Origin of the sequence: Serratia sp. AKBS12 (assembly GCF_024793895.1) — a bacterium.
Lineage (GTDB): Bacteria > Pseudomonadota > Gammaproteobacteria > Enterobacterales > Enterobacteriaceae > Serratia_F.
The window spans coordinates 219746-243318 of record NZ_JANUSB010000017.1 but is presented as its reverse complement, the minus strand read 5'-3'; the positions used below and the strand labels follow the sequence as shown (position 1 = coordinate 243318).

The window sequence follows — 23573 nt, the reverse complement described above, 5'->3', positions numbered from 1 at the left end:
CAGATGCGCACAACGAAGAACCGTTCGGATAGGCCGCTTCGTGCCGACGCGGGCGCCACAAACCGTGTGTTCAGCCGCTACCGACAACCGCTATGAAACCTGGATAAGCTGCTGGCTACTTTACGCTTATATCACGCTATGATAAGTTCAAATGATGAATACAGAATACAAAATCAGCGTTTTCAATCATAACCTGTGGTGGCTGCCTTTTTAAAGGCGGCCTGAATCTGTATTTACCATTTTCAAATAACCGCCGAAAGGCGGTTATTTTCATTGATAAGACCCCCTTTCGGCCTGATGCTTAAGGAGTCTTATATGAATGGCAAATCCATTATTCTTACCGGCGATCGCCCAACAGGCCCGCTGCACCTTGGCCACTTTGTCGGTTCACTGCGCCAGCGTGTCGCCCTGCAACAGGATTATCAACAGTTTGTGTTGATCGCAGACCTGCAGGGGTTGACTGATAATGGCAGCAATCCACAAAAAATTCGTGACAATATTCCCGAAGTTCTGGCCGATTATCTCGCCGCCGGTATCGATCCCTCGCTCACCACCATCTGTCTACAATCCGCACTCCCGGCCCTTGCCGAACTGACCGCCCTGTATATGAACATCGTTACCGTGGCGCGGGTGGAGCGTAATCCAACGGTAAAAAATGAAATAATACAGAAGGGATTTGCTCGGTCGTTACCGGTCGGTTTTCTTGTCTATCCCATCAGTCAGGCGGCAGATATTACCGCCTTCAAGGCTGACAGGATCCCGGTCGGTGACGACCAATTACCGATGATCGAACAGACTAACGAAATCGTTCATAAGATGAACAGCCTGCTTTACGAACCTGTTTTGCGCCATTGCAAGGCCATGTTGAGCGAAACCAGCCGCCTTCCGGGTGTCGACGGTAACGCCAAAATGTCTAAATCATTGGGCAATACTCTGCTCCTTTCCGCCAGCGAGGAGACCATCCACCGCGCGGTTGGTGCTATGTACACCGACGCCAAACATCTGAAAGTAACCGATCCGGGGCAGATAACCGGCAATCTGGTCTTTACCTATCTGGATGCGTTTCATACCGATAAAGCCAAGGTCGCGGAGATGAAAGCACATTATCAACGGGGTGGGCTGGGTGACCGGACATGCAAAAATGAGCTTGAGACGTGTTTGCAAGAGCTGATTGCGCCTATGCGCGAGCTTCGCGCTACTTATATTCAGGATAAAGGGATGCTGATGGCACTGCTGAAGAAAGGTAGTGAACGGGCGCATGAAGTCACGCAGAGGACTTTGCAGGAAGTGAAACGAGGGTTGGGTGTTCCTGTATTCTGATGGTTGGCGGCAGTATTGCACACCATTAGCCCCGTGACCGGCCAGCTGGATGAATATCGCTAAGGCGGCTAAGTGCAGGTTACCTGCGAAAGCGTACAGGCCGGCTTTTCGGCCACCGCTGCCAAGGGGGATGGCCGGTTATGAGCCATTTTACAACCCGTTAAAAAGACATATACGCGCCGACCAAAGATGTTGCGATGGGCAATTTGGTGCCACAGAGATACCGAGAGAAAGCAGCCGGTACGCCAGGCAGCACCGGCTATCGGCCTATCGCAGCACGAGATTGGCCTGCGGGGCATTAAGCGCCGCTTTAAAGTGCTGTTTAGCCGGCCCTGCCAGCCATTGCTCCAACGTCATCATCATACCGAACTCCTGCTCGAGCGCCGGTATGTCCGCCGAGCCGGCGACCATGCCATTGTCCACCAAGGCCGTAAGCCGACGGAGAAAGGCATTCTGCTTTAACAACTCATCAGAAAAGCGATGATAATGGACAGGATGGCCGGCGGCATTTGAGAACGCACGCTGCAAATCTTCACCGGTCAACGCCTGGCTGGCCAGCTCGAGCGTCTGCCCCGCATAACGTTGAGGATTGCACAGGATTTGGGCATTAATGCGCCCCAGGTCTTGCAGCGCGATCATCTGTATCGCCTGATTGGGCCGCATAAAAAAGAAAAAACTGCCGCTGTTTAGTCCCATGCCGGGCAGCAGCATCATTTCCATAAAGCTAGCCGGACGTGTGATGGTGGTGGAGAGCGGCAAAGCGCGAAGGTACTCTTCAATTTCTGATTTACTGTCGAAATGCCCCATGCCGGTAGGCCCTTTTCCTGCCGCCCCGGACGAAGAATAGACGATATGGCTGACCCCCGCCGCCAGGGCACTGTCAGCAATGGCTTTTCCCTGCATAATCTCCTGCTCGTCGCTAACCTCGCCGCCTGGTGAACTTGCCTGAACGCTAAATACGCCCTGGATACCCTGCATGGCACGGTCAATGGAGGCGCGGTCGAACAAATCGCCGACGGCGAGTGTAATCCCCTCCGCCGCCAGCGCCCTGGCCATGTTGCTATGCGGATCCCGCACGAAGGCGCGGACTTGGCGGCCAGCCCCTCGTAACGCGCGAGCCACTGCGCCACCTTGCTGCCCGGTAGCGCCGAAGACGAGGAATTCTGCTGTTTGCATCATTGTGGTTCTCCATAGTAACTATTGTAAGTCACAGTATGTAACCAGTAGTATTCTGTTCACAAGACGGCACATTTTTGGTCCTCAGTTACACAGAGAGAACTAATGGAATACCCAGCGGAGAAAAATCATGGCGCGTGAGATTAATGGCAGACCTGTCATCGAAACACCGAATGGGCCGAAACTGACACCCTGCGCACCGGGGAGCGTGCTGGCAAGGCTTGGCGATAAATGGACCATCCTGGTTATCTCGCTACTGGCGCTTTCGCCTGCGGTGCCCTTGCGCTTCAGTGCCATCCGCCGCGGCATTCCTGACATTTCGCAGCGTATGCTGACCCTGACCCTGCGTAATCTCGAAAGAGATGGTCTGGTGGCTCGCCATTATTACCCTGAGCTCCCACCGAGGGTGGAATATCAACTTACCGACCGTGGCCGCTCGATGCTGAAACCGCTGGCGGCATTCACTGACTGGATCAAGGAAACATGGCAGGATATTGAGGCATCCCGGAAAGCCTTCGATGAGTCAGACGGCAAGCAGGTGACTTCGCCCGCAGCCCATTCGTAGCCGTATGGTGGTGTTGCGATAGACTGATTGGTGCCAGGAGCGGGCGTTTATCTGGATTGTCAGCAATAACACCGCGAGTCTATTTCTTTTGTCCCCAAAAAAACCGGACCGGAGAAAGCGCTGACATAAACCGGCCACCAAACATATTGAGGAAAAGGCCCGCGAACACAATAATCGCTCCAATGACTTGCTGGTGGGTGATTGTCTCATGGAGGAAAAAGGCAGAGCTTGCTAAACCAATCACTGGCACCACCAGCGTTAAGGGGGCCACCCGCCAGGATTCATGGCGGCTAAGCAAATCACTCCAGAAAGTAAATCCTATATAAGAGGAAATATAAACCAGGTACAGCAGCGCCAGAAAAGCAGAGACATGAATATTGGCGATACTGTTGATAATAACGTCCTTCCCCTCAAAAATATAAGAGCATAAATAAAAGGGAACTATCGGCACCAGTGAACTCCAGACAACCAGTGACAGGCCATTAACCGGGCTTCGCTTATCCAGCATAATGAGCTTGTTGGCAAGGTTGCCAAGACCCCAGCAAAGCGCGGCAAGCAGCGTAAGCAGCATAGTCAAAATGGTAATATCCGACGTGCCGCCGCTGCCCATCCCGACCAGACACATACCCGCCCCGGCAATAGAGAAGCCCAGTAAATGATAAAAGCGAAGCCTCTCACCCAGCAAAATCCCCAGAAGGGCTGTAAAGAAGGCCTGTGATTGAATAACCAGTGAGGCGATTCCGGCAGGCATTCCGAGCCGTATCGCTAAAAAAAGCAGCGCAAACTGCCCAAAGCTGATGGTCATGCCATAAAAAACCAGTAGATATAACTTTGTCCCGGGCGGCTTTATAAAAAAGACTGCGGGCAGGGCAATGAGCGTAAAGCGCAGGGCGGCAAATAAAAAAGGCGGCATACCAGCTACGCCAATTTTGATAACGACAAAATTTAGCCCCCATATGAGTATCACGCAGGCAGCTCGCAGGCAGTCACCTAAATTCATGGTCAGTTCCTTTCTGGTTTTTTGAATCCACTGCAGCAGTTAATTGTCCGCACTGCCGAAGGGATCGGAGATCTCAAAACTCCTCTGCGATGAGTAACGACAGCAGTTCTTCCGGACGGTCCAGCATGATGCAGTGTCCACAGGCAAATTCATGGACGCGCCATTCTGGATTTTCTTTCAGGCGGCTATACGTTGAATCAAACCAGTTTCCGCCGTTTCTGGTGGCATATAAAAAGGATCGTTTAATCGTGGAGACTGCCGCCGACTCTTCCCCCTCACGTACGGCCTGAACGAACGTTGCCAGTGGCTGCGGTACGGAAAGTGCGTCGACCCATGCCGCATCGTTGTCGTTTACATTAAATACGCAAGCCGGAATTGGCGGGATCATGTCACCCGTATCTGCGGCCTGAGAGAGGAACGCCAGTGCAGTTTCCGGGCCTGTTATATCCATCAGAGACTGCCCCGCAGAAGGAACGTAGGCATCGATATAATAAAGCGAACGGATGCGTGAGCTGATGAGGTTGGCCACGCCGGTTATTACCATGCCGCCATAAGAATGACCGCATAAAATCGCATCATTAATGTCATTGAATTCGAAAACATTAAGCACATCCTGGATATGCGTAGCCAGATTTATTTTCTGATTTGCAAGGTGCGATCTTTCACCCGTTCCCGTCAGTGTAGGCGTGTAAACGACGTGTCCGGCATTACGCAACAGATAAGCCAGCTTTGTGTAAACCCAGGCTCCCTGAAATGCGCCGTGAACCAGTACAAATGTTGCCATTCTTTTTATCCTCTTGTGATATTTACGTTCGCTTATAAAGCAGAAAACCTGTATTAAAGTCGCTGCAAGGTACCGGGCAGAAAAGGCAGATAATTAAGTACCATTCAGTCCAAAAATGTGCGCAACTTTACTTTCTCTCGGGCTGCCGCAAATTCCCTTAACAGCTGATTTGGGCAATCAGGGCCTTGAGTGCAGCAGCGGTAGTATTCTGCCGTGACCCGACTTTGCTGATAACGCGCACACCTTCCAGGAGGCATAGCAGCATATGCGCAAACGCAGCGGGATCGACATCCTTTCTGATCAGCCCTGCCTGCCGGGCACGTTTCAGAGCAATGGTCAGGCGCGATTCCATCTGCTTGAAGAACCGGTCAATGCGAGTGGAAACTTCTTTATCATGTGCAGCCAGTTCCATGGCTGTGGCCACAACAAGGCAGCCCCGTCTGCCGGCATCGCCTTGCGTTCGTGCCAGATAACCGTCAATACATACCTGCACACCGGTCAGAGCGTCAGGCGCGGTATCAAGCTCCCGATCGAGGCGCGCCAGCGCCTGTTCGATATAAAGATCAAGGGAGCGGAGAAAAATTCCGTGTTTATCACCAAAGCCCGCGTAAAGACTGCTGCGTGATATTTGGGTTGCTGCAAGCAGAGTCGGCAGGGACGTGGCGTGATAACCTTCCGTCCAGAAAACCTGCATTGCCCGCTCAATTACCTCTGTCTCTTCGTATTCACGTGGGCGACCACGCAGGCGCTCGGCCGATACTGTTTTAGCCATCATTAAACTGTCCTTTTAGGAATGTCGATAAATATAGACCATTCGGTTCAATAATGCGATGGCTTTTTCTGCATGTTATTATGCTGCTGTTTGTTAAGGAATATTCTGTTGATTACACCATAAGGTGCTGGCGGTTTTGCGTCGTAGGAACCACGCCAGATAATCTCTTCACGCCCGGCTATCAATGCTTCTGGCCGATCGGGCAATAATGGAAAACGTGCGAACGCATAAAGCGTTGAGGCATTCACTTACGCTCCTCGCTCATAACCGTTCTGACGTTGACACCAAGGGATAAACGTAGGGAGCCAGAGGCCATGCTCACCCACATCCTTGTGGGTTGATAAGTTGGGCCTTCAACGGCAATTGCGCCATGCTCGGTCCGCTGGGGGGGGGGATGGATCGCCTGGGGCGGAACGGGTTGCTTGCATGATCGCATCTTTGGCAACGTAATGGTTTAGAGCTCTCCGCGGATGATGGCTGCGCCGGCACTTAACGCGTTCAGCTTGCCGCTGGCGACCCGACGGGCTAGGGGGGCCATGCCGCAGTTGGTTGAAGGGTAGAGCTTGTCGGCATCGACAAAGCGCAGGGCCTGGCGTAGCGTATTGGCGACTTCCTCGGGCGTCTCAATGGTATTGGTTGCCACGTCAATGGCTCCAACCATCACTTTTTTACCGCGGATAAGTTCCAGCAGATCCATGGGAACACGCGAGTTATGGCATTCCAGTGAGATAATGTCGATCATCGATTTTTGCAGTTTGGGAAATGCTTCTTCATATTGTCGCCACTCGGAGCCCAGCGTCTTTTTCCAATCGGTATTGGCCTTGATGCCGTATCCATAGCAAATATGTACTGCGGTTTCGCATTTCAGTCCTTCAATGGCTTTTTCTAACGTGGCGATCCCCCAATCGTTTACCTCATCAAAGAAAACATTAAAGGCGGGTTCATCAAACTGGATAATATCGACGCCAGCCGCTTCTAATTCTTTGGCTTCCTGATTGAGTATTTTGGCGAATTCCCAGGCCAGTTTTTCGCGGCTTTTATAGTGGCTGTCATACAGCGTATCGATCATCGTCATCGGGCCAGGCAGTGCCCATTTAATCGGCCGGTCGGTTAGCTGACGTAAGTATTTGGCATCTTCCACAAAAACCGGTTTTTGACGTTCCACGGCACCGACCACCGTTGGCACGCTAGCATCGTAACGATTACGAATTTTAACGACCTGACGTTTCTCAAAATCAACGCCGTTGAGGTGTTCAATAAAGGTGGTGACAAAGTGTTGGCGCGTTTGTTCGCCATCGCTGACAATATCAATCCCTGCCCGAACCTGGTCTTCCAGGGACAAACGCAGAGCATCCTGTTTTCCCTCAATCAGTTCCCCGTTTTGCAATTTCCAGGGAGACCAAAGTGTCTCTGGTTGTGCCAACCAGGACGGTTTGGGTAAGCTGCCGGCAGTTGAAGTGGGGAGCAATGTTTTCATAATTAGCGAGCCTTTTATTTTCGGTTAATCACAGTGCGTAGTTGGTAGACCATTGCTCAAGAATGTTCTTGTATGGTTTGATAAAGTGCTCTTCAGTAAACTTTCCCTGCTCGATCGCCAACTGGCTACGTTCTTCCCGATCATAAAAAACTTTCGTTAATGAATGATCCTGATGATTCAGGCTTGGCTGATAGCATTGTCCTGCGGCAGAGTTGGCATTGTAAATTTCAGGGCGATAAATCTTTTGGAACGTCTCCATGGTGCTGATGGTGCTAATCAGCTCAAGATTGGTGTAATCCTCCAGCAAGTCGCCAGTGAAATAAAAGGCTAGCGGCGCAACGCTATTTGGTGGCATGAAATAACGAACCTGCAGGCCCATTTTTCTGAAATAACTCTCGGTCAAAGAAGAGCCTTCCTGCTGGTATTCTATGCCCAGCACTGGGTGCTGGTTGCCAGTCCGGTGGTAGATATCTTTGCTTGAGATGCTTAAGCATATGACAGGTGATTTATTAAAGTTGCTTCTGTACGCTGTCGAATTGATGAAATGCTTGAATATATTGCCATGCAGATCGCCAAAGTCATCCGGGATGTTGAATTCAGATTTGTTCTTATTGTGCTCCAGCAGCAAAACGCTGAAGTCATAATCACGCACGTAAGAAGAAAAATTGTTCCCAACGATGCCTTCGATACGTTGGTTTTTTTTCTTGTCGATAATATTAGTTTTTAATATTTCTATTACCGGGAAGGTATCACCATGACCTTTAATGCTCATCTCGGCAGAAATGATTTCCAGTTCGACGGAATAACGATCGCCTTTGGGATTATCCCAATGCGCTAATGTATTGAAACGATTATCAATCATGATTAGCGTATTGCGCAGGTTTTCCTGGCGGTGTATCCCCCTGGCCAAATTGGCAAAATTGGTGGTAATACGCGTATTCTCCGAGGGGTTATAATTCTCATCGAACAGACTGCTTTTAATGGAAAATGTAAAATCTGTGTTCATGGGGATCTTGTATCCTAAGTTCTGATATGAAAACTGAATTTATTCCATGAGTTTCCAAAACCGTTGGTGTTCTCGTTGAGCAGTCTTCATGTTCTCAAAAAGTTAATATTGCATAATTTATGCCAGAGCCAGTTGGCGAGTGAAAGCGACTTAATTTCATTACTACATGAGTCATCTTCATGATGATCTGGCGTAAGGTAGATCCGGCATCGCCGCCGCTGGGCCAGAGTACCCGCACCGCTGATCCAGCGGGGCTGAACAGACCGAAGGTCAATAGAGAAAGGGTGCCTTGATGGCTCGCAAGGAGGGGGAGTGGGTTTTAAGTTATTGATGCAGCAGCTGAGGGTTCTTTGCCATCAAACGACAAGTCCCATCAATGATATATGATTGCTTTTGTGCCGCAGACAGGATCCGGTTCCCGTCGGAGACGGCTTTACCAAAGCTTGGTGCGTGCAATAAATCATCAAGTTTCTTCAGCGTGTCATTGCCATAGTGTGTCAGATAGGCAGGTAAGGCGCAGCAAGCCATGCGACAGGGCGCGAGTCGGCGCATGACAAACTGCGGAGATTTAAGTTTTCCAATGCGGATAGCAACATCCACCCACGCTGCCGGCAGCTCGACATCGCGCTCCTCCTGTAGCACTTCCACATCGACCAGGGAATAGCCTGACAGGCAGCTCGCCACCAGGGCGGCGACGTGGAGCTCACCGAGCGTGACGGGTTCTGTAATACGGCGTGTCTGGCGCTTTACCGATTCGGGTGTCTGTCACAGATTGTCGCAACGAAGGTTGCGGTTAAACACCGGTGGCAGAGGCCATACTGCGACATTCCTGCGCGCAGCGATGGCAAGCTTTGGCGCACAGTTGGCAATGTTCGACTTGATGCTTGCCGCATTCATTACCGCATTTTTCACACAGCTCGGCGCACAGGTTGCATAACTGGCGAGCAAACTCGCTGTCCAGCGACATAAACTGCGCAGACAGCCGGCATATATTGGCGCATTGAATGTCTAACCGGATGCACTGGCGCATCATCGCCAGATCCTCTTCTTTCAAGCAGGCGGCCGCACAACGATCGCAGGCCGCAGCGCAGGCATAGCAAGCTTCGATACAGCTGTTGAATTGTTCGGGCATATATCCTCCTTCCCGTGTGGCAAGAAATCGCTATGTTTAAGCGTGGATCAGGATGGCGCCTTAAGCCAACCGAGGCGGCAGCTAACGGTTATTCCTGCGGCGACAGAGGACACGGCTGCGCCGCTGGTTTCAGGTAAAAGGGATGTCAGAACAGCAAGATGCCTGAGCGAACACCTGGATGCATTGGCGCTCCAAGGGCAGAGGCAAAAAACGCATTAAAAAGCACGGTTCCACCTCGATCTGTTTAGTCAAGCTGAAAGGCGCCAGGCCGTGTTGCTACCAGCAGGCGGTGGGCAAACGTCGGCTGCGACTTTCCTTGCACTCAATCTGTGATCGCTGCGCCAAATCTCCGCAACTATTTTGCTTGTCGCTAGGTGAATGACTATGTTGATTTTGGGTTCAATATCGCCGAGGTGCGTTTATCACCGACGTGGCAAAGGGGAGAACATGGCGCTTTCCAGTCAGGAGAGAGACGTCGGTTTCGAGCAGTGGCTGCGCAGTATCAACGCCGCCTGCGGCCGTTTTGCGGCCAAAACGCTCGGTGCCGAGTTCAGTGGCACCATGCAGGAGTTTCGTTCGCATGCCTTGCGCCTGAGCATTGTGGATGTGGCTCAGGCATCCTTGTACCGTACCCGGCGTGAAATCGCGCAAAGTGACGGCGGGCATTTCTTTACCGTTTTCCAACTGCGCGGCAGTGCGCTTATGACGCAGGGTGGACAGCAGAGTTTACTGACAGCCGGTGACGTGACGTTGATCGATGCATCCCGGCCCTGCCATTTCAGTTTTCAGCAGGATTCGCGGCAAATCTCCCTGTTACTGCCTCGCCGCTATCTGGAGCAACCGTTACGCGTTGCCGAAGTGCAATGCGCCAAACGTATCGGTGCCGACAACGCGGTCGTTCAGCTCAGTTACCAGCTGGTAGCTGAATGCATCAAGCATCCTGCAATGAGCGCGGCAGAAAGCGAAGCGGTGCTAAATGCTATCGCCACCCTGTTGCGACCGACGCTGACCAGCCACGATAACGGCGCTGATGCGCATCAGCCGCTTTTTAACAAGGCGCTGGCGCTGATCGATCGACATATTCAATCTGAACTGCTGCGCCCGGAATGGCTGGCGGCGGAGGTAGGCGTTTCGGTGCGCAGCCTGTACCGGCTGTTTGCCCGCCGGGGGCTGGTGGTAGCGCAATACATCAAGCATCGGCGTCTGGATCTGTGTGCTCAGGCGCTGCGCAACGCGCCTGAGCGGCAAAAGCTGGCCGGTCTTGGCTATGACTGGGGCTTTAGCGACCATAGCCATTTTTCCACCGCCTTCAAGCAGCGTTTTGGCGTTTCGCCTAGCGACTATCGCAAGCAATACCAATAAACCGTGGCTGAGACATGCCTCCCGCGTTGGGGAGGGCATGGCGATCAGTAACGAATACACACGGATTTTGTCTCGGTATAGGCGTCCAGCCAGTCCGGGCCAAAATCGCGGCCGGTGCCGGATTGTTTGAAACCGCCGAATGGCATATTGGCGTCGATCAATGTATGCGTGTTGACCCACACCGTGCCAGCCTGAATACGTGGCGTATAGGCCATCGCGGCTTGCAGGCTGGTGGTCCACAGGCTGGCGGTCAGTCCGTATTCGCTATCGTTGGCCAGCCGCAGCGCTTCTTCGCCATCGGCTACGCGGATCAGGTTCACTACCGGGCCAAACACTTCCTCTCGTGTCAGATTGAGATTTGCTGCCGGATTAATGACCAGAGTCGGGGGAATATAGAAACCGTCACCCGCCGGGCCATTGGCGCCGCCGATCAGTTCGGCATGTTTGGCTTTGGCATCGTCGAGAAAGGCGGCAACCCTGTCGCGGTGACTGCGTGATACCAGCGGGGTGATCTGCGCATGGGGATCCATGCCGGGGCCGACGCTGAGCGATTTCACCGCCTGTTCAAAACCGGCGACCACTTTATCGTAAATCGGCGCTTCGATATAAATGCGTGAACTGGCGGCACACACCTGCCCCTGATTGAGGAAGCTCCCCATCATCAGGCCTTCAACCACCTGCGTGATGTCGGCATCTTGTAATACGATTGCCGGGTTTTTGCCGCCCAGCTCCAACGTTACGCGGGTTAAGCGGTCGGCAGCCGCTCGGGCGATACCTTTGCCCACCGGCGTTGAGCCGGTGAAACTGACCTTGGCCACCAGCGGGTGCTCGGTCAACGCCTTGCCGCATACCGAGCCCCGGCCGGTCACCACGTTAAATACGCCTGGCGGGATACCGGCTTCGCTGGCCAGCTCGGCCATGCGCAATAGCGTCAGCGGCGTGGTTTCCGACGGTTTGATTACGATCGAACAACCGGCCGCCAGCGCTGGCATCACCTTCCAAATACCAATCATCAGCGGGAAGTTCCACGGCACGATGCCGGCCACGACGCCAATCGGTTCCTTGCGGGTGTAGACCTGATAACGGGCCCCCGGCGGCATCGGGATGGAGACGTCCAGCGTTTGGCCGGCGATCTTTGTGGTCAGGCCGGCGGTGTAACGCATCCAGTTCAGCGTGCTGCCAACCTCAAAATCACGGGAAATCATGATCGATTTACCCTGCTCCAGCGTTTCCAGTTGCGCCAGCTGTTCGGCGTGCTGTTCGACAAGATCGGCATAGCGCAACAGGATACGTTCACGCTCGGCCGGCAGGCGCTGCGACCAGACGCCGGCGGTGAACGCCCGATGTGCCGAGGTTACGGCATGCGCAACGTCTTCGGCGCAGGCGTCGGCGGTAGAGGAAATCTGCCGACCGTCGGCGGGGTTATGTACCGGCAGCCGCTGTTCGGCCTGTGAGGGCTGCCATTGCCCGTCAATATACAGGCCATGTTGACGATCCAGAAACTGCGACACGCTGTCCAGAATGCTTACGGTATTGTCAGGCATACGCCCTCCTGTCAGACGAAAAGGTCACTTAACGTGACCAGTCTAGGCGTTTTTGTCGCGAGGGCTTTTGTTTGCCTGACAATTGATTTGCCCAGCCTGACAATCTTCAGCATTGGCAAGGCAAGGCGTACCGCAGTACGCTGCCAGGAAGGTTATGAGCTCAGGGTGGCCAGCCGGGTGGCGAAGCCGAGGAATAGCAGGGCAATCAGGCCGTTACCCAATTTGGCCAGGGCTTTTTTATGGCTGAAGAAATGCGCCAGCATACTGCCGGCAAAGATCAGCGTGGTCATGTAGACAAAGCTCACCGACTCCAGAATCAGCGCCAGAATGGTGTAGGACAGCCCAGGGTGCGCGTAATTAAAATCAATAAATTGCACGAAGAACGACACGTAAAACAGAATGGCCTTGGGATTGGTCAGGCTTAGCGTCAACGATTTGCGCAGAATGCTGTTGCTGCTTTCCAGCGGCGGGTGCGCCGTTTGATTTTTTTGGATGAAAGTGGCGTACAGCAGTTTTGCGCCGAGGAACAGCAAATACAGGGCACCCAAATAACGCACCAGGGTAAACAGGAACGGCGTGGTGCGGATCAGCGTAGCAACGCCGATATAGGCGCAAAAAATCAAAATGGCATCACCGATAAACACGCCCAGGGCGGCGGTATAACCGGCACGAACGCCGCGCGAAATACCCATTTTCAACACAAACAGGCTATTTGGGCCCGGCAGGACAATAATAAAAATCACCCCGGCGAGATAAGTCCATAAATTCAGGATGCCAAAACTCTCTAACACATTAACCTCACAAGCCTTTTAATACGCGCAACGCATCGGCGTTATCCCTGGCCCCGCTTGGGCCGGGCCTGATCCTAACGCTGCGCGTTGGGCTTGGCAATCTGCATTGCCTGAACAATCATTTTCGCGCCAGCAAGGTGGCAAAACGCAGTTGGATGCGCTTGCCATTGGCATCGGTTTTATGCAGCTCACCGACGTCCTCGTTATATTTCACAATTTCCCAGTCGCGATAATAATTTTTCAGTTCATCGGGTTTGAAGGTGAACGGAAACGGCAGCGGGCAAGGGAAATCCGGCGTGTCCATGGCGGCGACAATCAGATTGTAACCGCCGCTGACGGTGCTGGACTGCATGTCCTGAATCATGGTGGGGATGGTTGCGGGTTGCAGAAACATCATCACCACGGTGGAAAGAATAAAATCATAGGCGCCGCTAAAGCGATGGCTATTCAAGTCCTGTTCGCTGGCGCTGATGTGGCTCAGGCGTTCGGCATCAATGATCCGGTTCAGTTCGGCGATGCTGAGTGCATTCTTGTCCCAGGCGGTTACCTCGAACCCCTTCAGGTTGAGATATAGCGAGTTTCGCCCGCCACCACAGCCCAGATCCAGCGCCTTGCCTGCCGCGATCTGGCGGGCTGCGGCGATCACTTCCGAATGGGTACGGCTCAGGCCGTATTTTTGATGAAAGTAGTCTTCCGGTTGCGTCGTTATCGACATGTCATTCTCCAGCCTCAGGTCTGATTAAGTTGTATATATAATGCATGTTATTGGCGTGTTTTACCATCCACAGCATAACGCAGGGCAGTTTTCAGCGGCGGGTACTGGATCATAAACGGCAGCTGAGATAACGTCGTTTACGCCGATGCCATAATAATCAGGGAAAAGATGTTTTATAACCGCCATTTCGAACCCCTCCCCGCCTTTCGACCGCTAATGCTGACCGCGTTGCTGGTGTTGGCCGGGTGTGCCAGCAAAACCCCCACCGAAGCGCCCGAGCGCCGACCGGCAGACGTCAGGGCGCAGGTCATCAAATTGATGCCGAACAGCGCCAACGATCGCCAGGGGTGGGCGACGGATATTACCGCAGCATTTGCCGCGCAGGGCCTCGACGCGAGCGACGAGAACATCTGTTCCGTACTGGCGGTCACCGAGCAGGAGTCGACCTTCCAGGCCGATCCGCAGGTGCCCGGCCTGCCGAAGATCGCCTGGAAAGAGATCGACCGCCGTGCCGATCAACTGCATATCCCGCATTTCCTGGTGCGCGCCGCGCTGATGATTACCTCGCCGAACGGCAAGAGTTACAGCGCCCGACTGGACAAGGTGCGCAGTGAAAAGGAGCTGAGCGCCATCTTTGATGATTTTATCGATATGGTGCCGATGGGCCAACGACTGTTCGGCAATCTGAATCCGGTGCATACCGGCGGACCCATGCAGGTGAGCATTGCCTTTGCCGAGGCCAATGCCAAAGGGTATCCATATCCGATTGACGGTACGATCCGTCGCGAGGTCTTCAGCCGGCGTGGCGGCATGTATTTCGGTATCATGCACCTGCTCGGCTATCCGGCCAATTACAGCCGTTCGCTGTACCGTTTCGCCGATTTCAACGCCGGTTGGTACGCCAGCCGCAATGCGGCATTCCAGAGCGCGCTCAGTCGCGCGAGCGGCATTCCGCTGGCGCTGGACGGTGACTTGATTAACTACGGTACCGACAAACCGGGCTCCACCGAACTGGCGGTGCGCGCGTTGGGCAAACGACTGGATATCAGCAATTCAGCCATCCGGCGGGCGCTGGAGAAGGGCGATAGCCTCGATTTCGAGCATACCGATGTTTACCAACAGGTGTTTGCGCTGGCAGAAAAAACCGAAGGTAAAAAGTTGCCGCGTGAAGTGCTGCCGGGCATTACGCTCGAAAGCCCGAAAATTACCCGCAAGTTGACTACGGCCTGGTTTGCCAAACGGGTTGACGAGCGTCGCCAGCGTTGCCTGGCCCGCGCCAAATAACAATCATCATGGGTGAGGGAGCCGGTGATGCCGTTTGTCCCTCACCCGACTGATTAGGCGCAGCGGCGTGGGTTGCGCAGGCCGAAGTTGAAGTTGTTACAGCGGTTGCAGAACTCCTTCATCACCGGTGGCGTATCCATCATCGGTAATTTCACCTCAATAAACGCCAGTCGGTCCTGGCGCGATGCGTGTTCCAGTGCCAGTTCCAGCTGTTGGCCGGTTTCCACGGCGGCGCAGAACGGGCGCGCCTCGGTGTTGAGCACCGCTGGGAGCGCGGCATAATCCCAGCGGCCAATATCGTTGTACGATGATGCTTCACCGAGGATATAACGTTCGATGGTGTAACCGTCATTGTTTATCAGGAAGATAATGGGTTTTTGCTCGTAACGCAGCAGCGTTGACACTTCCTGGGCAGTCAACTGGAACGAACCATCACCAATGAACAGTATTTGCCGACGTTCCGGCGCGGCCATCAGCGTGCCGAGCAGCGCCGGCAAGGTATAACCGATAGAGCCCCAGATCGGTTGGTTCACCACCTTGACCCCGTTCGGCATGCGCATACCGCCGATGGCCGCTCCCGAAGTCCCGTTTTCGACCACCAGCACGTCGTCTTCGGCAATAAATCGGCTCATACGCTGCCAAAAATAGGCCTGATCGAGTGGGGCGTCGCTGGGGGCGGGCAGTTTGTGGCGCGGGTTGGGCAGGACGGTCATCGGCGTCGCTGCATCATCGGCGGCACCGTCCAGCAGTGCCTGCAACAGATCGGCGGCAGCCACCGCCGGATAGGTGACGTTGTCCAGTTTCACCGTATACGGTTGAATTTCTATCTGCCCTTCGGTTGGGATCTGATGCGAAAAGTAACCGGTGGTCGAATCCACCAGCCGTGCGCCAAAGTTCAGCACGCAGTCAGAGTTTGCCATCAGGGCAAACAGCTCCGGTCTTGACAGATTACCGCTGTAGCCGCCCATCCAGCCGGCGGTGGTTTCGGCAATAATGCATTTTGCGGTTGGCATATTGGTCAGCGGAATGGCGAATTTATGGGCAACCTCCACCACCAGTTGCTGTAACTGATAGCGATCGACCATCTGATCGATCAGCATCACCGGTCGCTGTGCCTGTTGCAAGCGCCGTAGCAAGGCGCTGGCAGCCAGTTGCAGGTTGTAGCGATCGCTGGCTGGCAGACGCGGCGCCAGCACGGCGGTTACCTCGATCTCTACCTCGCAAATGTCTGACGGCAGCTGTAAATAGACCGGTTTCTTTTCGGTCCAGGCGGCCGTCAGAACCCGTGGAATTTCCATAGCGGCATTTTCCGGCGTAATCAACGCCTGCGCGACGGTGAACTGTTTAAAGCAATTCATCACATTGTCAAAATTGCCGTCGGCCAGAGAATGATGCATTAACGCATGGCTTTTCATGGCGTGCAGCGGCGGGGTGCCGGCCAGGCATATTACCGGTGAGGATTCAGCGTAAGCGCCGGCAATGCCGGACAACGCCGCCAGATCGCCAACGCCGTAAGTGGTGATTAACGCGCCGGCACCTTTCATGCGCGCATAGCCGTCAGCGGCATAAGAGGCATTCAATTCATTGCAGTTGCCAATAAACTGCAGCCGGTTGTCATGCTCAATCAACTCCAGCAACGACAGATTATAATCGCCGGGCACGCCGTAAATATGCTCGATATTCAGTGCGTGCAGTTGTTGCAGAATAAATTGTCCGATGGTGACTTTCATCTCTTGCTCCGAATTTATTGTGTTGGTTTTATCAGGCAGAAATCAGCAATCAGCTTTGCCGGTGTTATTGCGTTAGCGAATGGCGCGAAAAGCATATTGCGCCAGCTGGTATTAACAGTTATGGAAAGCGCTGATTGCTTCAAGATCGGTAGGTCAGTAGGCGAACGGTAGTTATGTATGCCGGGCTTTACGTTAAAAAATACTAGAACGCAGGGTCATGGTCGGCTTCAACAGCATGAGCGGGTATTTTTCTCGCCAGAAAAAAAACGAACTTAATACCGCATTGGGCGATGGACGGTGGGGGAATAACCCTAACTGGATAGCTTCGGTACTTTTACTATTACTAATAATCCTACCTGTATGACATGCAATAATGAGTCTGAGTCACACCCAGGTCAGCTGCAAACGGGATTACGCGCTGGCGAAACCTCTGCTGAAATCAATAAGTAGCTTATGGAATAGTTATAATACCAGGGTGTGTTACTTTTAATTTACACCCAAATAACAAACTGGTAACCGGTGCGCGCTGTGACGGGGATAACGCCGATGCCCGCAGGTCCGGCCAGATAATGCGCTGGCGATCACACGCGCGTTGGCGACGAGGGTAAAGCTTTGTTAACGGCCTGGGTGGCGATTAATTGTTTGACGTCAAAACGGAGTTTTCCGACAGATCGTCAGCAGGGGAAGGCGTTAGCATGGCGTTTAAGAATGCCACGGTGCGTGGAGCGCTCTTGCAAGCCCATCGGACACAACAATGCCCAACGGCTAAACTTAATGAATCGACAACAAATATCGGTTAGCGATGGGATTGGCAAAAGTCTGGGTTGATCTTGCAAGTTCGATCGGTAAGAATCCCCGGCCGTAATTTATACAGGAGTTTTATGATGTTTTCTAAATGGACACCGTTGGCATGCGGTATGGCGTTGATGTTTTCTACACTACCTTCGCACGCCGAGGTTGGTGCAGAAAATGCCACTGCCGTGCAGGCTGAACAGCCCGGTTTATGGCAGCGCTTTACCCATAACGTGGCTGAAACCTGGAACAACTCGCCGAACAAGGATATCTATCTGCCGGCGATCACCTGGCACAACCGCTGGACGTACGACGACGAGCACATCGACAAGTACAACGAACGTCCATGGGGCGCTGGTTATGGTATTTCGCGCTTCGATCAGGACGGCGATTGGCACGGTATTTACCTGATGGCGTTCAAGGATTCCTTTAACAAATGGGAACCTATTGGCGGCTACGCCTATGAAAAGATCTGGCGCCCGCTGGACGATAAGGACTTCCGCCTTGGTCTGGGCTTTACTGCCAGCGTAACCGCACGTGACAACTGGAACTATATCCCGATCCCGGCGCCATTGCCGTTGGCCTCCATTGGTTATAAAAGCCTGACGTTCCAGGCTACCTATATTCCCGGCACCTACAACAATGGCAACGTATTCTTTGCCTGGCTGCGCTGGCAGTTCTAAGCTTTGCCTCGTCCTGACTATTCCGAAAATTGCATTATCTGCCCGCTGGATGGAACTTGTTGGCGAGCATGACGTTCGAACTTGTGTCCGGCGGTTTGCCGCCTACCGAAGATAAAACAGGAGCTTAATCATATGAACAGCAAGCATCGCTTACTGCTGGCATTGGCATTGACCACATCTATGGCCGGTACGGCTAACGCGGCTGGTCTGATGGATTCTATTAGTGATGCAGCCGGCGGCCTAAGCCAATCAGGCGGTGAAAGCGGCGGGATGTCATTGTCCAGCCTGACCGGTCTGCTGAACGGTGGTGACAAGGCGTTGAGCTCCAGCAGCATGACCAACGCGGCCGGCATTCTGCAATATTGCGTGAAGAACAACGTGCTGTCGCAAAACGGCGTTGCAGACGTGCAGACCAAACTGATGGATAAACTGGGCATCAGCAGCAGTGCCAACGCCAACAGCCAGGATTATCAACAAGGATTGGGTGGCCTGTTGCAGACTGGCGAAGGCAAAAGCCTGGATCTCAACAGCCTGGGTACCTCGCAGATCACCGAAAAAGTGAAGCAAAAGGCCTGCGATCTGGTACTGGAGCAGGGTAAATCCTTCCTTTCCTGAACGGCGTGAGTAAAAATTGAATATGAAAAAGCACCTACTGTTTTCTCTGCTTGCCGGTGTGGCGATGCTGCAAGGATGTCAACAGGTTAAGAGCAACGACGCACCGCCTCCACCGCAGACTAGCCCGATCGGTATGGCGAATCCGGCGGACGTCTACTGCAGCAAAATTGGCGGTACCCTAAACGCCAAACAGAATGCGCAGGGGCAGTATTCGACCTGTACCTTGCCAAGCGGTGAGGAACTGGAGAGTTGGACGCTGTTCCGCCGCGATCATCCGGTGAAGAAATAACCGCACGCCTTAAAACTCACTGGCGCTGATGGCCTGATACTCCACCTCGCCGTGGCCATGCAGGCTCAGCGGCAGACGCCAGTTATGTTCTACCGCCAACGGAAACGGCTGCGAGCGAAAGCTGCAGCCGCTTTTTATGTCGCGGATCTTCAAAACGTACTTGCCCGCCGCCGAGACGTTGACGGCAAAACTGGCCGCAGCGGGAATGAACACTTCCGCCAACTGGTGTGGATGTTCCGGGGTTTCCAGTTTCACCAGCACGGCAAAGTCATTGCGTTGGTTTTCCAGCGTGATGCGTTGCGAACGGCTGCCGGCCGGCCGTTCGGGCTGGTGGATATAGCCCGCAACGGCGGGCCACGGCTGGCCGTCGTTGTCATGCAACGGACCTCCGCACTGTTCGCGCGCTTCACGCAGCGGCAATCCGCGCTTGATGTCGTAATGTGCCGGCGCTGCGCTGGTCAGCTCGTCTTGCTGTTGCTGAGCGCGCAGATAGCGTTTGGTGCCAAATATCCCGACGGCGATCAGCATAAAGAAAATAAATAGCGTCAGACGGCTGTTAAAAATGCGACCAAACAGCCTGCCTGGTAATTGAAACAGCCACCTTGCGATTCTCAATAGCATATGTTTTCCCTTAGCGCCCAAGCCGTTACGTCTGCGGTAACGTTGCCTCCCACAGTATAGCCAACAACCGTCGGCCAAAATCTTTTAACCCTGATTTTCTTATCCATAATTGTACGTTTATGGTTGATTGTGTACATTTATGATCAATCATTGTTCAATGGGTACCTGATATGGCGAAATTACTGCCTAACGAACGCCATCAGGCGATCGTTGCTACGTTGCAACAACAGGGGAAGGTACTGGCAGCGGACATGGCCAGCCGTTTGAACACCACCGAAGCGACCATCCGGCGCGATTTACGTCAATTGGCGGCAATGGGCGAGTGCAAACGTGTTTACGGTGGGGCGCTGGCAGTTACGCCGGCCAGCGGGTCGATCGCCCAGCGCATTGCCTTGAGCGGTGATGAAAAAATGGCGCTGGCGCGCGCGGCGTTAACCTTGATCGGCGAGGACGAGGTGATGTTTCTTGATGCCGGCAGTACCCATCTGTATCTGGCCGATTTGCTGCCGCGCGATCGGCGGCTCACCGTAGTGACCAATGCTATCAGCATTGCCGCGCGATTGCTGGAACGGCCAGGCATCCGCACCATTCTGCTGGGGGGCGAGATTGATGCCGAGGTGGGCGGCTGCGTGGATGCCAAAGCGCTGGCGGACATTGACGGTTTCCATTTCGATCGGGCGTTTGTCGGCGTTTGTGCCTGGGATGCCGAGGCCGGTTTTACCGCCTTGCGTTATCAGGAGGCGCAGTTCAAGCAGCATCTGCTGCGGCGGACCGGCAGCGTGGTGGTGATGTGTACGCAAGACAAACTCGAGACCTACGCCCCTTATGCATTTTTGCCGGTGGCGCGCGTCGATCATCTGCTGATGACACATCAAGGACGCTCGGCGCTGGCGCAGCAGGTAACACGCCATGGCGGTAATCTGCTGTACGTCGACCCACACCACGGAGACCAACCATGAAAATTGCCCATGTCGCTTTATGGACGCAGGATATTGATGCTCAGGTCGCCTTTTGGCAGCGCTATTTTAACGGCGTGGCGGGAGAGCAATATGTCAGTCAGCATCGTCCGGGGTTTGTGTCACGTTTTATTCAACTGGACGAAGGCCCAACGCTGGAGGTGATGTGGTTGCCGCATCTGCTGCCCGATGAGCGATCCGGGGAGCGCATCGGCTGGGCGCATATCGCGCTGTCGCTGGGGGATCGGCTGCGGGTTGACAGGCTGGCACAGCAGGCGCAATGCGACGGCATTCTATTGGCGCCGCCCCGCTGGACGGGGGACGGCTTTTATGAAGCGATTATCGGCGATCCCGACGGTAACGCCATCGAAATCACCGCCTGATTAGCTCTCTTCCAGCGCGGCGAACTGCTGGCCGAGGAAGTCCAGCAGCAGGCGCACCGCCGGCAATAAACCACGGCGAGACGGGTACACCGCATGTACCACGCTACCCTGTGGTCGCCAGTCAGGCAGCAAGGCCATCAGATCGCCCCGCAGGATTTGATCGCGCATCATCATGCTCGGCAGTTGTACCAACCCGGCACCGGCGATCGCCGCGGTACGCAGCATCAGCATATCGTCGGTGACCAGCCGCGGCAGGTGTTCCCAGTCAAAGCGGCGCGTATCCGGGCCGGTCAGCGTCCACTGGTGCTGGGGGCGCGGCGGGCCAAGATCGAGCGTCGGGTAGCGTTGCAGATCTTCCGGCTGTCTGACGTCGCCGAGTGCTCGCACCAGCGCAGGGCTGGCCGCCACGCACCAACTGCGCTGCGCCAGCACTTTCAACACCAGATCGCTGTCTTCCAGCGGCGGTGGCCGCACGCGTAACGCCAGATCCAGTCCTTCCCCCACCACGTCGACCCGGCGATTGGTCGCCTCCAGATGCAGCGATACTTGGGGGTAATCGGCCATAAAGCGTGCCAGCATATTCCCGACCTGGGTATGCAACAGGGCGATCGGGCAAGACAGGCGCACGGTGCCGCAAGGCTCCGCGCGGGTTTGTTCGATCGCCTGCTGCGCTGCCTCGGCTTCCACCAACATCGCCTTGCAGTGCTGATAATAATTCTGGCCGACGTCGGTAACGGAAAACCGACGCGTTGAGCGCTGGATCAAGCGCACACCAAGCCGTTCCTCCAGCAGCGCCACCCGGCGGCTGAGCTTGGATTTTGGTATGCCGAGCGCTCGGCCTGCGGCGGCAAATCCCTGATGTTCCACTACGCTGGCGAAGAAAAACAGGTCATTCAAATCGATCAACATTGCCGTCCCATTGTCCTGTCAGTAGAACACTGAGTGTATATCTCGCCGACTACTGCGGCAATCGCGGCGGGTTTACACTGCTGGCATCAAATAAAGGCCGTGAGGCCGATAACGGGAGATCCTTATGAAAAAGATCCTTGGCGTCTATAACAGCCCTGAAGCACATTGGGTCGGCAACGGTTTTTTGGTCAATTCGCTGTTTTCCTATAACGATCTGGGGGCGGAAATGAGCCCGTTCCTGTTGCTGGATCATGCAGCACCCACCAAATTTCGTGAAACCACCGGGCGACGCGGCGTTGGCCAGCACCCGCATCGGGGCTTCGAAACCGTAACCATCGTTTATCAGGGCGAAGTGGAGCACCGTGATTCCACCGGCAACGGCGGGGTGATTGGCCCCGGTGATGTGCAATGGATGACGGCCGCCTCCGGTATTCTGCATGAAGAGTTCCATTCAACGGACTTCTCACGCAAAGGCGGCACCATCGAAATGGTACAGCTGTGGGTTAACCTGCCGGCCAAGGATAAAATGGCTGCACCGGGTTATCAGACGCTGCGCAATCAGGCTATCCCGCAGGTAGCGCTGGCGGATGGCGCAGGGCAGCTTCGGGTGATTGCCGGTGACTTCGGCGGCCATGTTGGCCCGGCTCGCACTTTCAGCCCGCTGAATCTGTGGGATATGAAGCTCAATGCCGGCCACACCACCACGCTAACGGTGCAGGAAGGCCATACGCTGGCGCTGGTGATGCTGCATGGCGCGATACTGGTCAACGGCGAGCAGATTGTTCGTGAAACCCAGATGGTGATGCTGGATCGCGTGGGCGATACCCTCACCATTGAAGCCAACAACGACGTCAGCCTTCTGGTGCTGAGCGGTGAACCGATCGATGAACCTATCGTCGGCTACGGCCCGTTTGTGATGAACAGCGACGCCGAGATACAGCAGGCGTTTGAGGATTTCAACAGCGGCAATTTTGGCACCATGCCGGCGGTTGAAACCGTCAGCGGCAGAGACTGAGCTATCACCCCCCTTCGGCTGGCCCATTACCGCGGGCCGGCCCAAGGTTTGCATTGGCGTTTGCGCCAGCTGGCCTTTCGCCGGGGAGCGCGCTAGTCTGGTGAAAACTCAGGAGGCGCGATGAACCCTAGCGTAATTTCTTCCCCGCCGTTGCCTGTCGAACCGGTGCTGTTATTCGACGGCGAATGCAATTTATGCCACCGCCTGGTGCGTTTTTTGATGTGGGCAGACCGCCATGGGCGCATCCGCTTTGCCACCGTACAGTCGAGCACCGGTCAGGCGATGTTGCGTAGCCTGGCGATGCCAACCGATCGTTTTGACAGCGTGGTGTTGCTGGCGTCGGGCCGGTACTGGCTGCGTTCGGCGGCGTTTTTTCAGGCATTGCGCTGGCTCGATTGGCCTTTTTGCTGGTTATCGATCGCCCGCTTCCTGCCGCGTCGGCTAGGTGATGCCCTCTATGACGGCGTCGCGCGTAACCGTTATCGGTGGTTTGGCCGCAATGATGGCCACCGCCTGCCGGGCAGTGAACAGCCTTGGCGTTATCTGCCCGGTGGACGAGACAGGCCGCGTTGAACTTTACTTTTTTACCGGCTAACTGCTTGAAATAGCAGCGGCACACCCCCATATAATGGTGTGTTCGATAATAAGGAGA

The 23573-nt window shown here is 54.4% G+C and carries 26 protein-coding genes; 11 read left to right on the top strand and 15 right to left on the bottom strand.

The genetic code is table 11. The features are described 5' to 3' along the window. Positions 1-315 precede the first annotated feature (315 nt). Positions 316-1320, top strand: a complete 1005-nt coding sequence (gene trpS, locus NYE85_RS22290; protein ID WP_259006880.1) for a tryptophan--tRNA ligase — start codon at positions 316-318, stop codon at positions 1318-1320. Between the two features lie 267 nt (positions 1321-1587). Here the strand turns inward: trpS and NYE85_RS22285 are convergent, their stop codons facing one another. Continuing rightward, complete coding sequence (locus NYE85_RS22285; RefSeq protein ID WP_259006878.1) at positions 1588-2499, bottom strand: NmrA/HSCARG family protein; 912 nt, start codon at positions 2497-2499, stop codon at positions 1588-1590. 127 nt (positions 2500-2626) lie between these two features. On the opposite strand from NYE85_RS22285, the gene NYE85_RS22280 reads away from it, so the two are divergent. Continuing rightward, positions 2627-3061, top strand: a complete 435-nt coding sequence (locus NYE85_RS22280; protein WP_259006877.1) for a helix-turn-helix domain-containing protein — start codon at positions 2627-2629, stop codon at positions 3059-3061. A 79-nt stretch (positions 3062-3140) separates the two neighbouring features. Here NYE85_RS22280 and NYE85_RS22275 read toward each other — a convergent pair whose 3' ends face one another. The 8 genes from NYE85_RS22275 to NYE85_RS22240 all read right to left on the bottom strand — a co-directional run bounded on the left by NYE85_RS22275 (position 3141) and on the right by NYE85_RS22240 (position 9232). After that, complete coding sequence (locus NYE85_RS22275) at positions 3141-4061, bottom strand: EamA family transporter (protein WP_259006875.1); 921 nt, start codon at positions 4059-4061, stop codon at positions 3141-3143. A gap of 73 nt (positions 4062-4134) precedes the next feature. Next, positions 4135-4845, bottom strand: a complete 711-nt coding sequence (locus tag NYE85_RS22270; protein WP_259006873.1) for an alpha/beta fold hydrolase — start codon at positions 4843-4845, stop codon at positions 4135-4137. Between the two features lie 157 nt (positions 4846-5002). After that, the gene (locus NYE85_RS22265) at positions 5003-5620 is read right to left on the bottom strand and encodes a TetR/AcrR family transcriptional regulator (RefSeq protein WP_259006872.1); all 618 of its coding nucleotides are present in this window, start codon (positions 5618-5620) and stop codon (positions 5003-5005) included. A 44-nt stretch (positions 5621-5664) separates the two neighbouring features. Further along, the gene (locus NYE85_RS22260; protein ID WP_259006871.1) at positions 5665-5865 is read right to left on the bottom strand and encodes a hypothetical protein; all 201 of its coding nucleotides are present in this window, start codon (positions 5863-5865) and stop codon (positions 5665-5667) included. Between the two features lie 206 nt (positions 5866-6071). Continuing rightward, a complete protein-coding gene (locus NYE85_RS22255) occupies positions 6072-7094 on the bottom strand; it encodes a methionine synthase (RefSeq protein WP_259006870.1) in 1023 nt (340 codons plus the stop codon). A 28-nt stretch (positions 7095-7122) separates the two neighbouring features. Then, positions 7123-8100, bottom strand: coding sequence for a DUF1852 domain-containing protein (locus NYE85_RS22250; RefSeq protein WP_259006869.1), 978 nt, complete (start codon positions 8098-8100; stop codon positions 7123-7125). A gap of 324 nt (positions 8101-8424) precedes the next feature. After that, the gene (locus NYE85_RS22245; RefSeq protein ID WP_405050705.1) at positions 8425-8829 is read right to left on the bottom strand and encodes a hypothetical protein; all 405 of its coding nucleotides are present in this window, start codon (positions 8827-8829) and stop codon (positions 8425-8427) included. A gap of 64 nt (positions 8830-8893) precedes the next feature. Then, entirely contained in the window at positions 8894-9232 is a 339-nt protein-coding gene (locus tag NYE85_RS22240; protein ID WP_259006867.1) for a four-helix bundle copper-binding protein, read from the bottom strand. A 447-nt stretch (positions 9233-9679) separates the two neighbouring features. Between NYE85_RS22240 and feaR the strand changes: the two genes are divergently transcribed. Next, positions 9680-10594 (top strand): transcriptional regulator FeaR, encoded by a 915-nt coding sequence (gene feaR / locus NYE85_RS22235; protein WP_259006866.1) that lies wholly within the window; start codon positions 9680-9682, stop codon positions 10592-10594. Between the two features lie 44 nt (positions 10595-10638). Here feaR and NYE85_RS22230 read toward each other — a convergent pair whose 3' ends face one another. From NYE85_RS22230 to tehB, 3 genes are all read right to left on the bottom strand, one after another. Then, the gene (locus tag NYE85_RS22230) at positions 10639-12138 is read right to left on the bottom strand and encodes an aldehyde dehydrogenase family protein (protein ID WP_259006865.1); all 1500 of its coding nucleotides are present in this window, start codon (positions 12136-12138) and stop codon (positions 10639-10641) included. Positions 12139-12290: 152 nt separating this feature from the next. After that, positions 12291-12929 (bottom strand): leucine efflux protein LeuE, encoded by a 639-nt coding sequence (leuE, locus tag NYE85_RS22225; RefSeq protein WP_259006864.1) that lies wholly within the window; start codon positions 12927-12929, stop codon positions 12291-12293. A 118-nt stretch (positions 12930-13047) separates the two neighbouring features. Beyond that, positions 13048-13644, bottom strand: coding sequence for a tellurite resistance methyltransferase TehB (tehB, locus tag NYE85_RS22220; RefSeq protein ID WP_259006863.1), 597 nt, complete (start codon positions 13642-13644; stop codon positions 13048-13050). Positions 13645-13812: 168 nt separating this feature from the next. Between tehB and NYE85_RS22215 the strand changes: the two genes are divergently transcribed. Further along, the gene (locus NYE85_RS22215) at positions 13813-14928 is read left to right on the top strand and encodes a DUF1615 domain-containing protein (protein ID WP_259006862.1); all 1116 of its coding nucleotides are present in this window, start codon (positions 13813-13815) and stop codon (positions 14926-14928) included. A gap of 53 nt (positions 14929-14981) precedes the next feature. On the opposite strand, the gene NYE85_RS22210 is transcribed toward NYE85_RS22215, so the two are convergent. Then, positions 14982-16658 carry an alpha-keto acid decarboxylase family protein gene (locus tag NYE85_RS22210; RefSeq protein WP_259006861.1) on the bottom strand — a complete coding sequence of 559 codons (1677 nt, stop codon included), beginning with the start codon at positions 16656-16658 and terminating at the stop codon, positions 14982-14984. An 881-nt stretch (positions 16659-17539) separates the two neighbouring features. Here NYE85_RS22210 and pagP point away from each other — a divergent pair. The 3 genes from pagP to NYE85_RS22195 all read left to right on the top strand — a co-directional run bounded on the left by pagP (position 17540) and on the right by NYE85_RS22195 (position 19037). Next, positions 17540-18133, top strand: a complete 594-nt coding sequence (gene pagP, locus NYE85_RS22205; protein WP_259006860.1) for a lipid IV(A) palmitoyltransferase PagP — start codon at positions 17540-17542, stop codon at positions 18131-18133. A 132-nt stretch (positions 18134-18265) separates the two neighbouring features. Continuing rightward, positions 18266-18748, top strand: a complete 483-nt coding sequence (locus tag NYE85_RS22200; protein WP_259006859.1) for a DUF2501 domain-containing protein — start codon at positions 18266-18268, stop codon at positions 18746-18748. Between the two features lie 22 nt (positions 18749-18770). After that, positions 18771-19037: a DUF333 domain-containing protein gene (locus NYE85_RS22195; RefSeq protein ID WP_309600888.1), complete on the top strand. Its 267-nt coding sequence runs from the start codon at positions 18771-18773 to the stop codon at positions 19035-19037. 9 nt (positions 19038-19046) lie between these two features. On the opposite strand, the gene NYE85_RS22190 is transcribed toward NYE85_RS22195, so the two are convergent. Further along, positions 19047-19658 (bottom strand): hypothetical protein, encoded by a 612-nt coding sequence (locus tag NYE85_RS22190; protein WP_259006858.1) that lies wholly within the window; start codon positions 19656-19658, stop codon positions 19047-19049. A 170-nt stretch (positions 19659-19828) separates the two neighbouring features. Here NYE85_RS22190 and NYE85_RS22185 point away from each other — a divergent pair, with 170 nt between their 5' ends. Together NYE85_RS22185 and NYE85_RS22180 are read left to right on the top strand one after the other, a co-directional pair. Beyond that, positions 19829-20617, top strand: a complete 789-nt coding sequence (locus NYE85_RS22185) for a DeoR/GlpR family DNA-binding transcription regulator (protein WP_259006857.1) — start codon at positions 19829-19831, stop codon at positions 20615-20617. Beyond that, complete coding sequence (locus tag NYE85_RS22180) at positions 20614-20997, top strand: VOC family protein (protein WP_259006856.1); 384 nt, start codon at positions 20614-20616, stop codon at positions 20995-20997. Before NYE85_RS22185 ends, NYE85_RS22180 begins: the two co-directional genes overlap by 4 nt. On the opposite strand, the gene NYE85_RS22175 is transcribed toward NYE85_RS22180, so the two are convergent. Further along, positions 20998-21903 carry a LysR family transcriptional regulator gene (locus tag NYE85_RS22175; RefSeq protein ID WP_309600890.1) on the bottom strand — a complete coding sequence of 302 codons (906 nt, stop codon included), beginning with the start codon at positions 21901-21903 and terminating at the stop codon, positions 20998-21000. 127 nt (positions 21904-22030) lie between these two features. Between NYE85_RS22175 and NYE85_RS22170 the strand changes: the two genes are divergently transcribed. After that, positions 22031-22921, top strand: a complete 891-nt coding sequence (locus NYE85_RS22170) for a pirin family protein (protein ID WP_259006854.1) — start codon at positions 22031-22033, stop codon at positions 22919-22921. A 120-nt stretch (positions 22922-23041) separates the two neighbouring features. Continuing rightward, the gene (locus NYE85_RS22165) at positions 23042-23494 is read left to right on the top strand and encodes a thiol-disulfide oxidoreductase DCC family protein (protein WP_259006853.1); all 453 of its coding nucleotides are present in this window, start codon (positions 23042-23044) and stop codon (positions 23492-23494) included. Positions 23495-23573 lie beyond the last annotated feature (79 nt).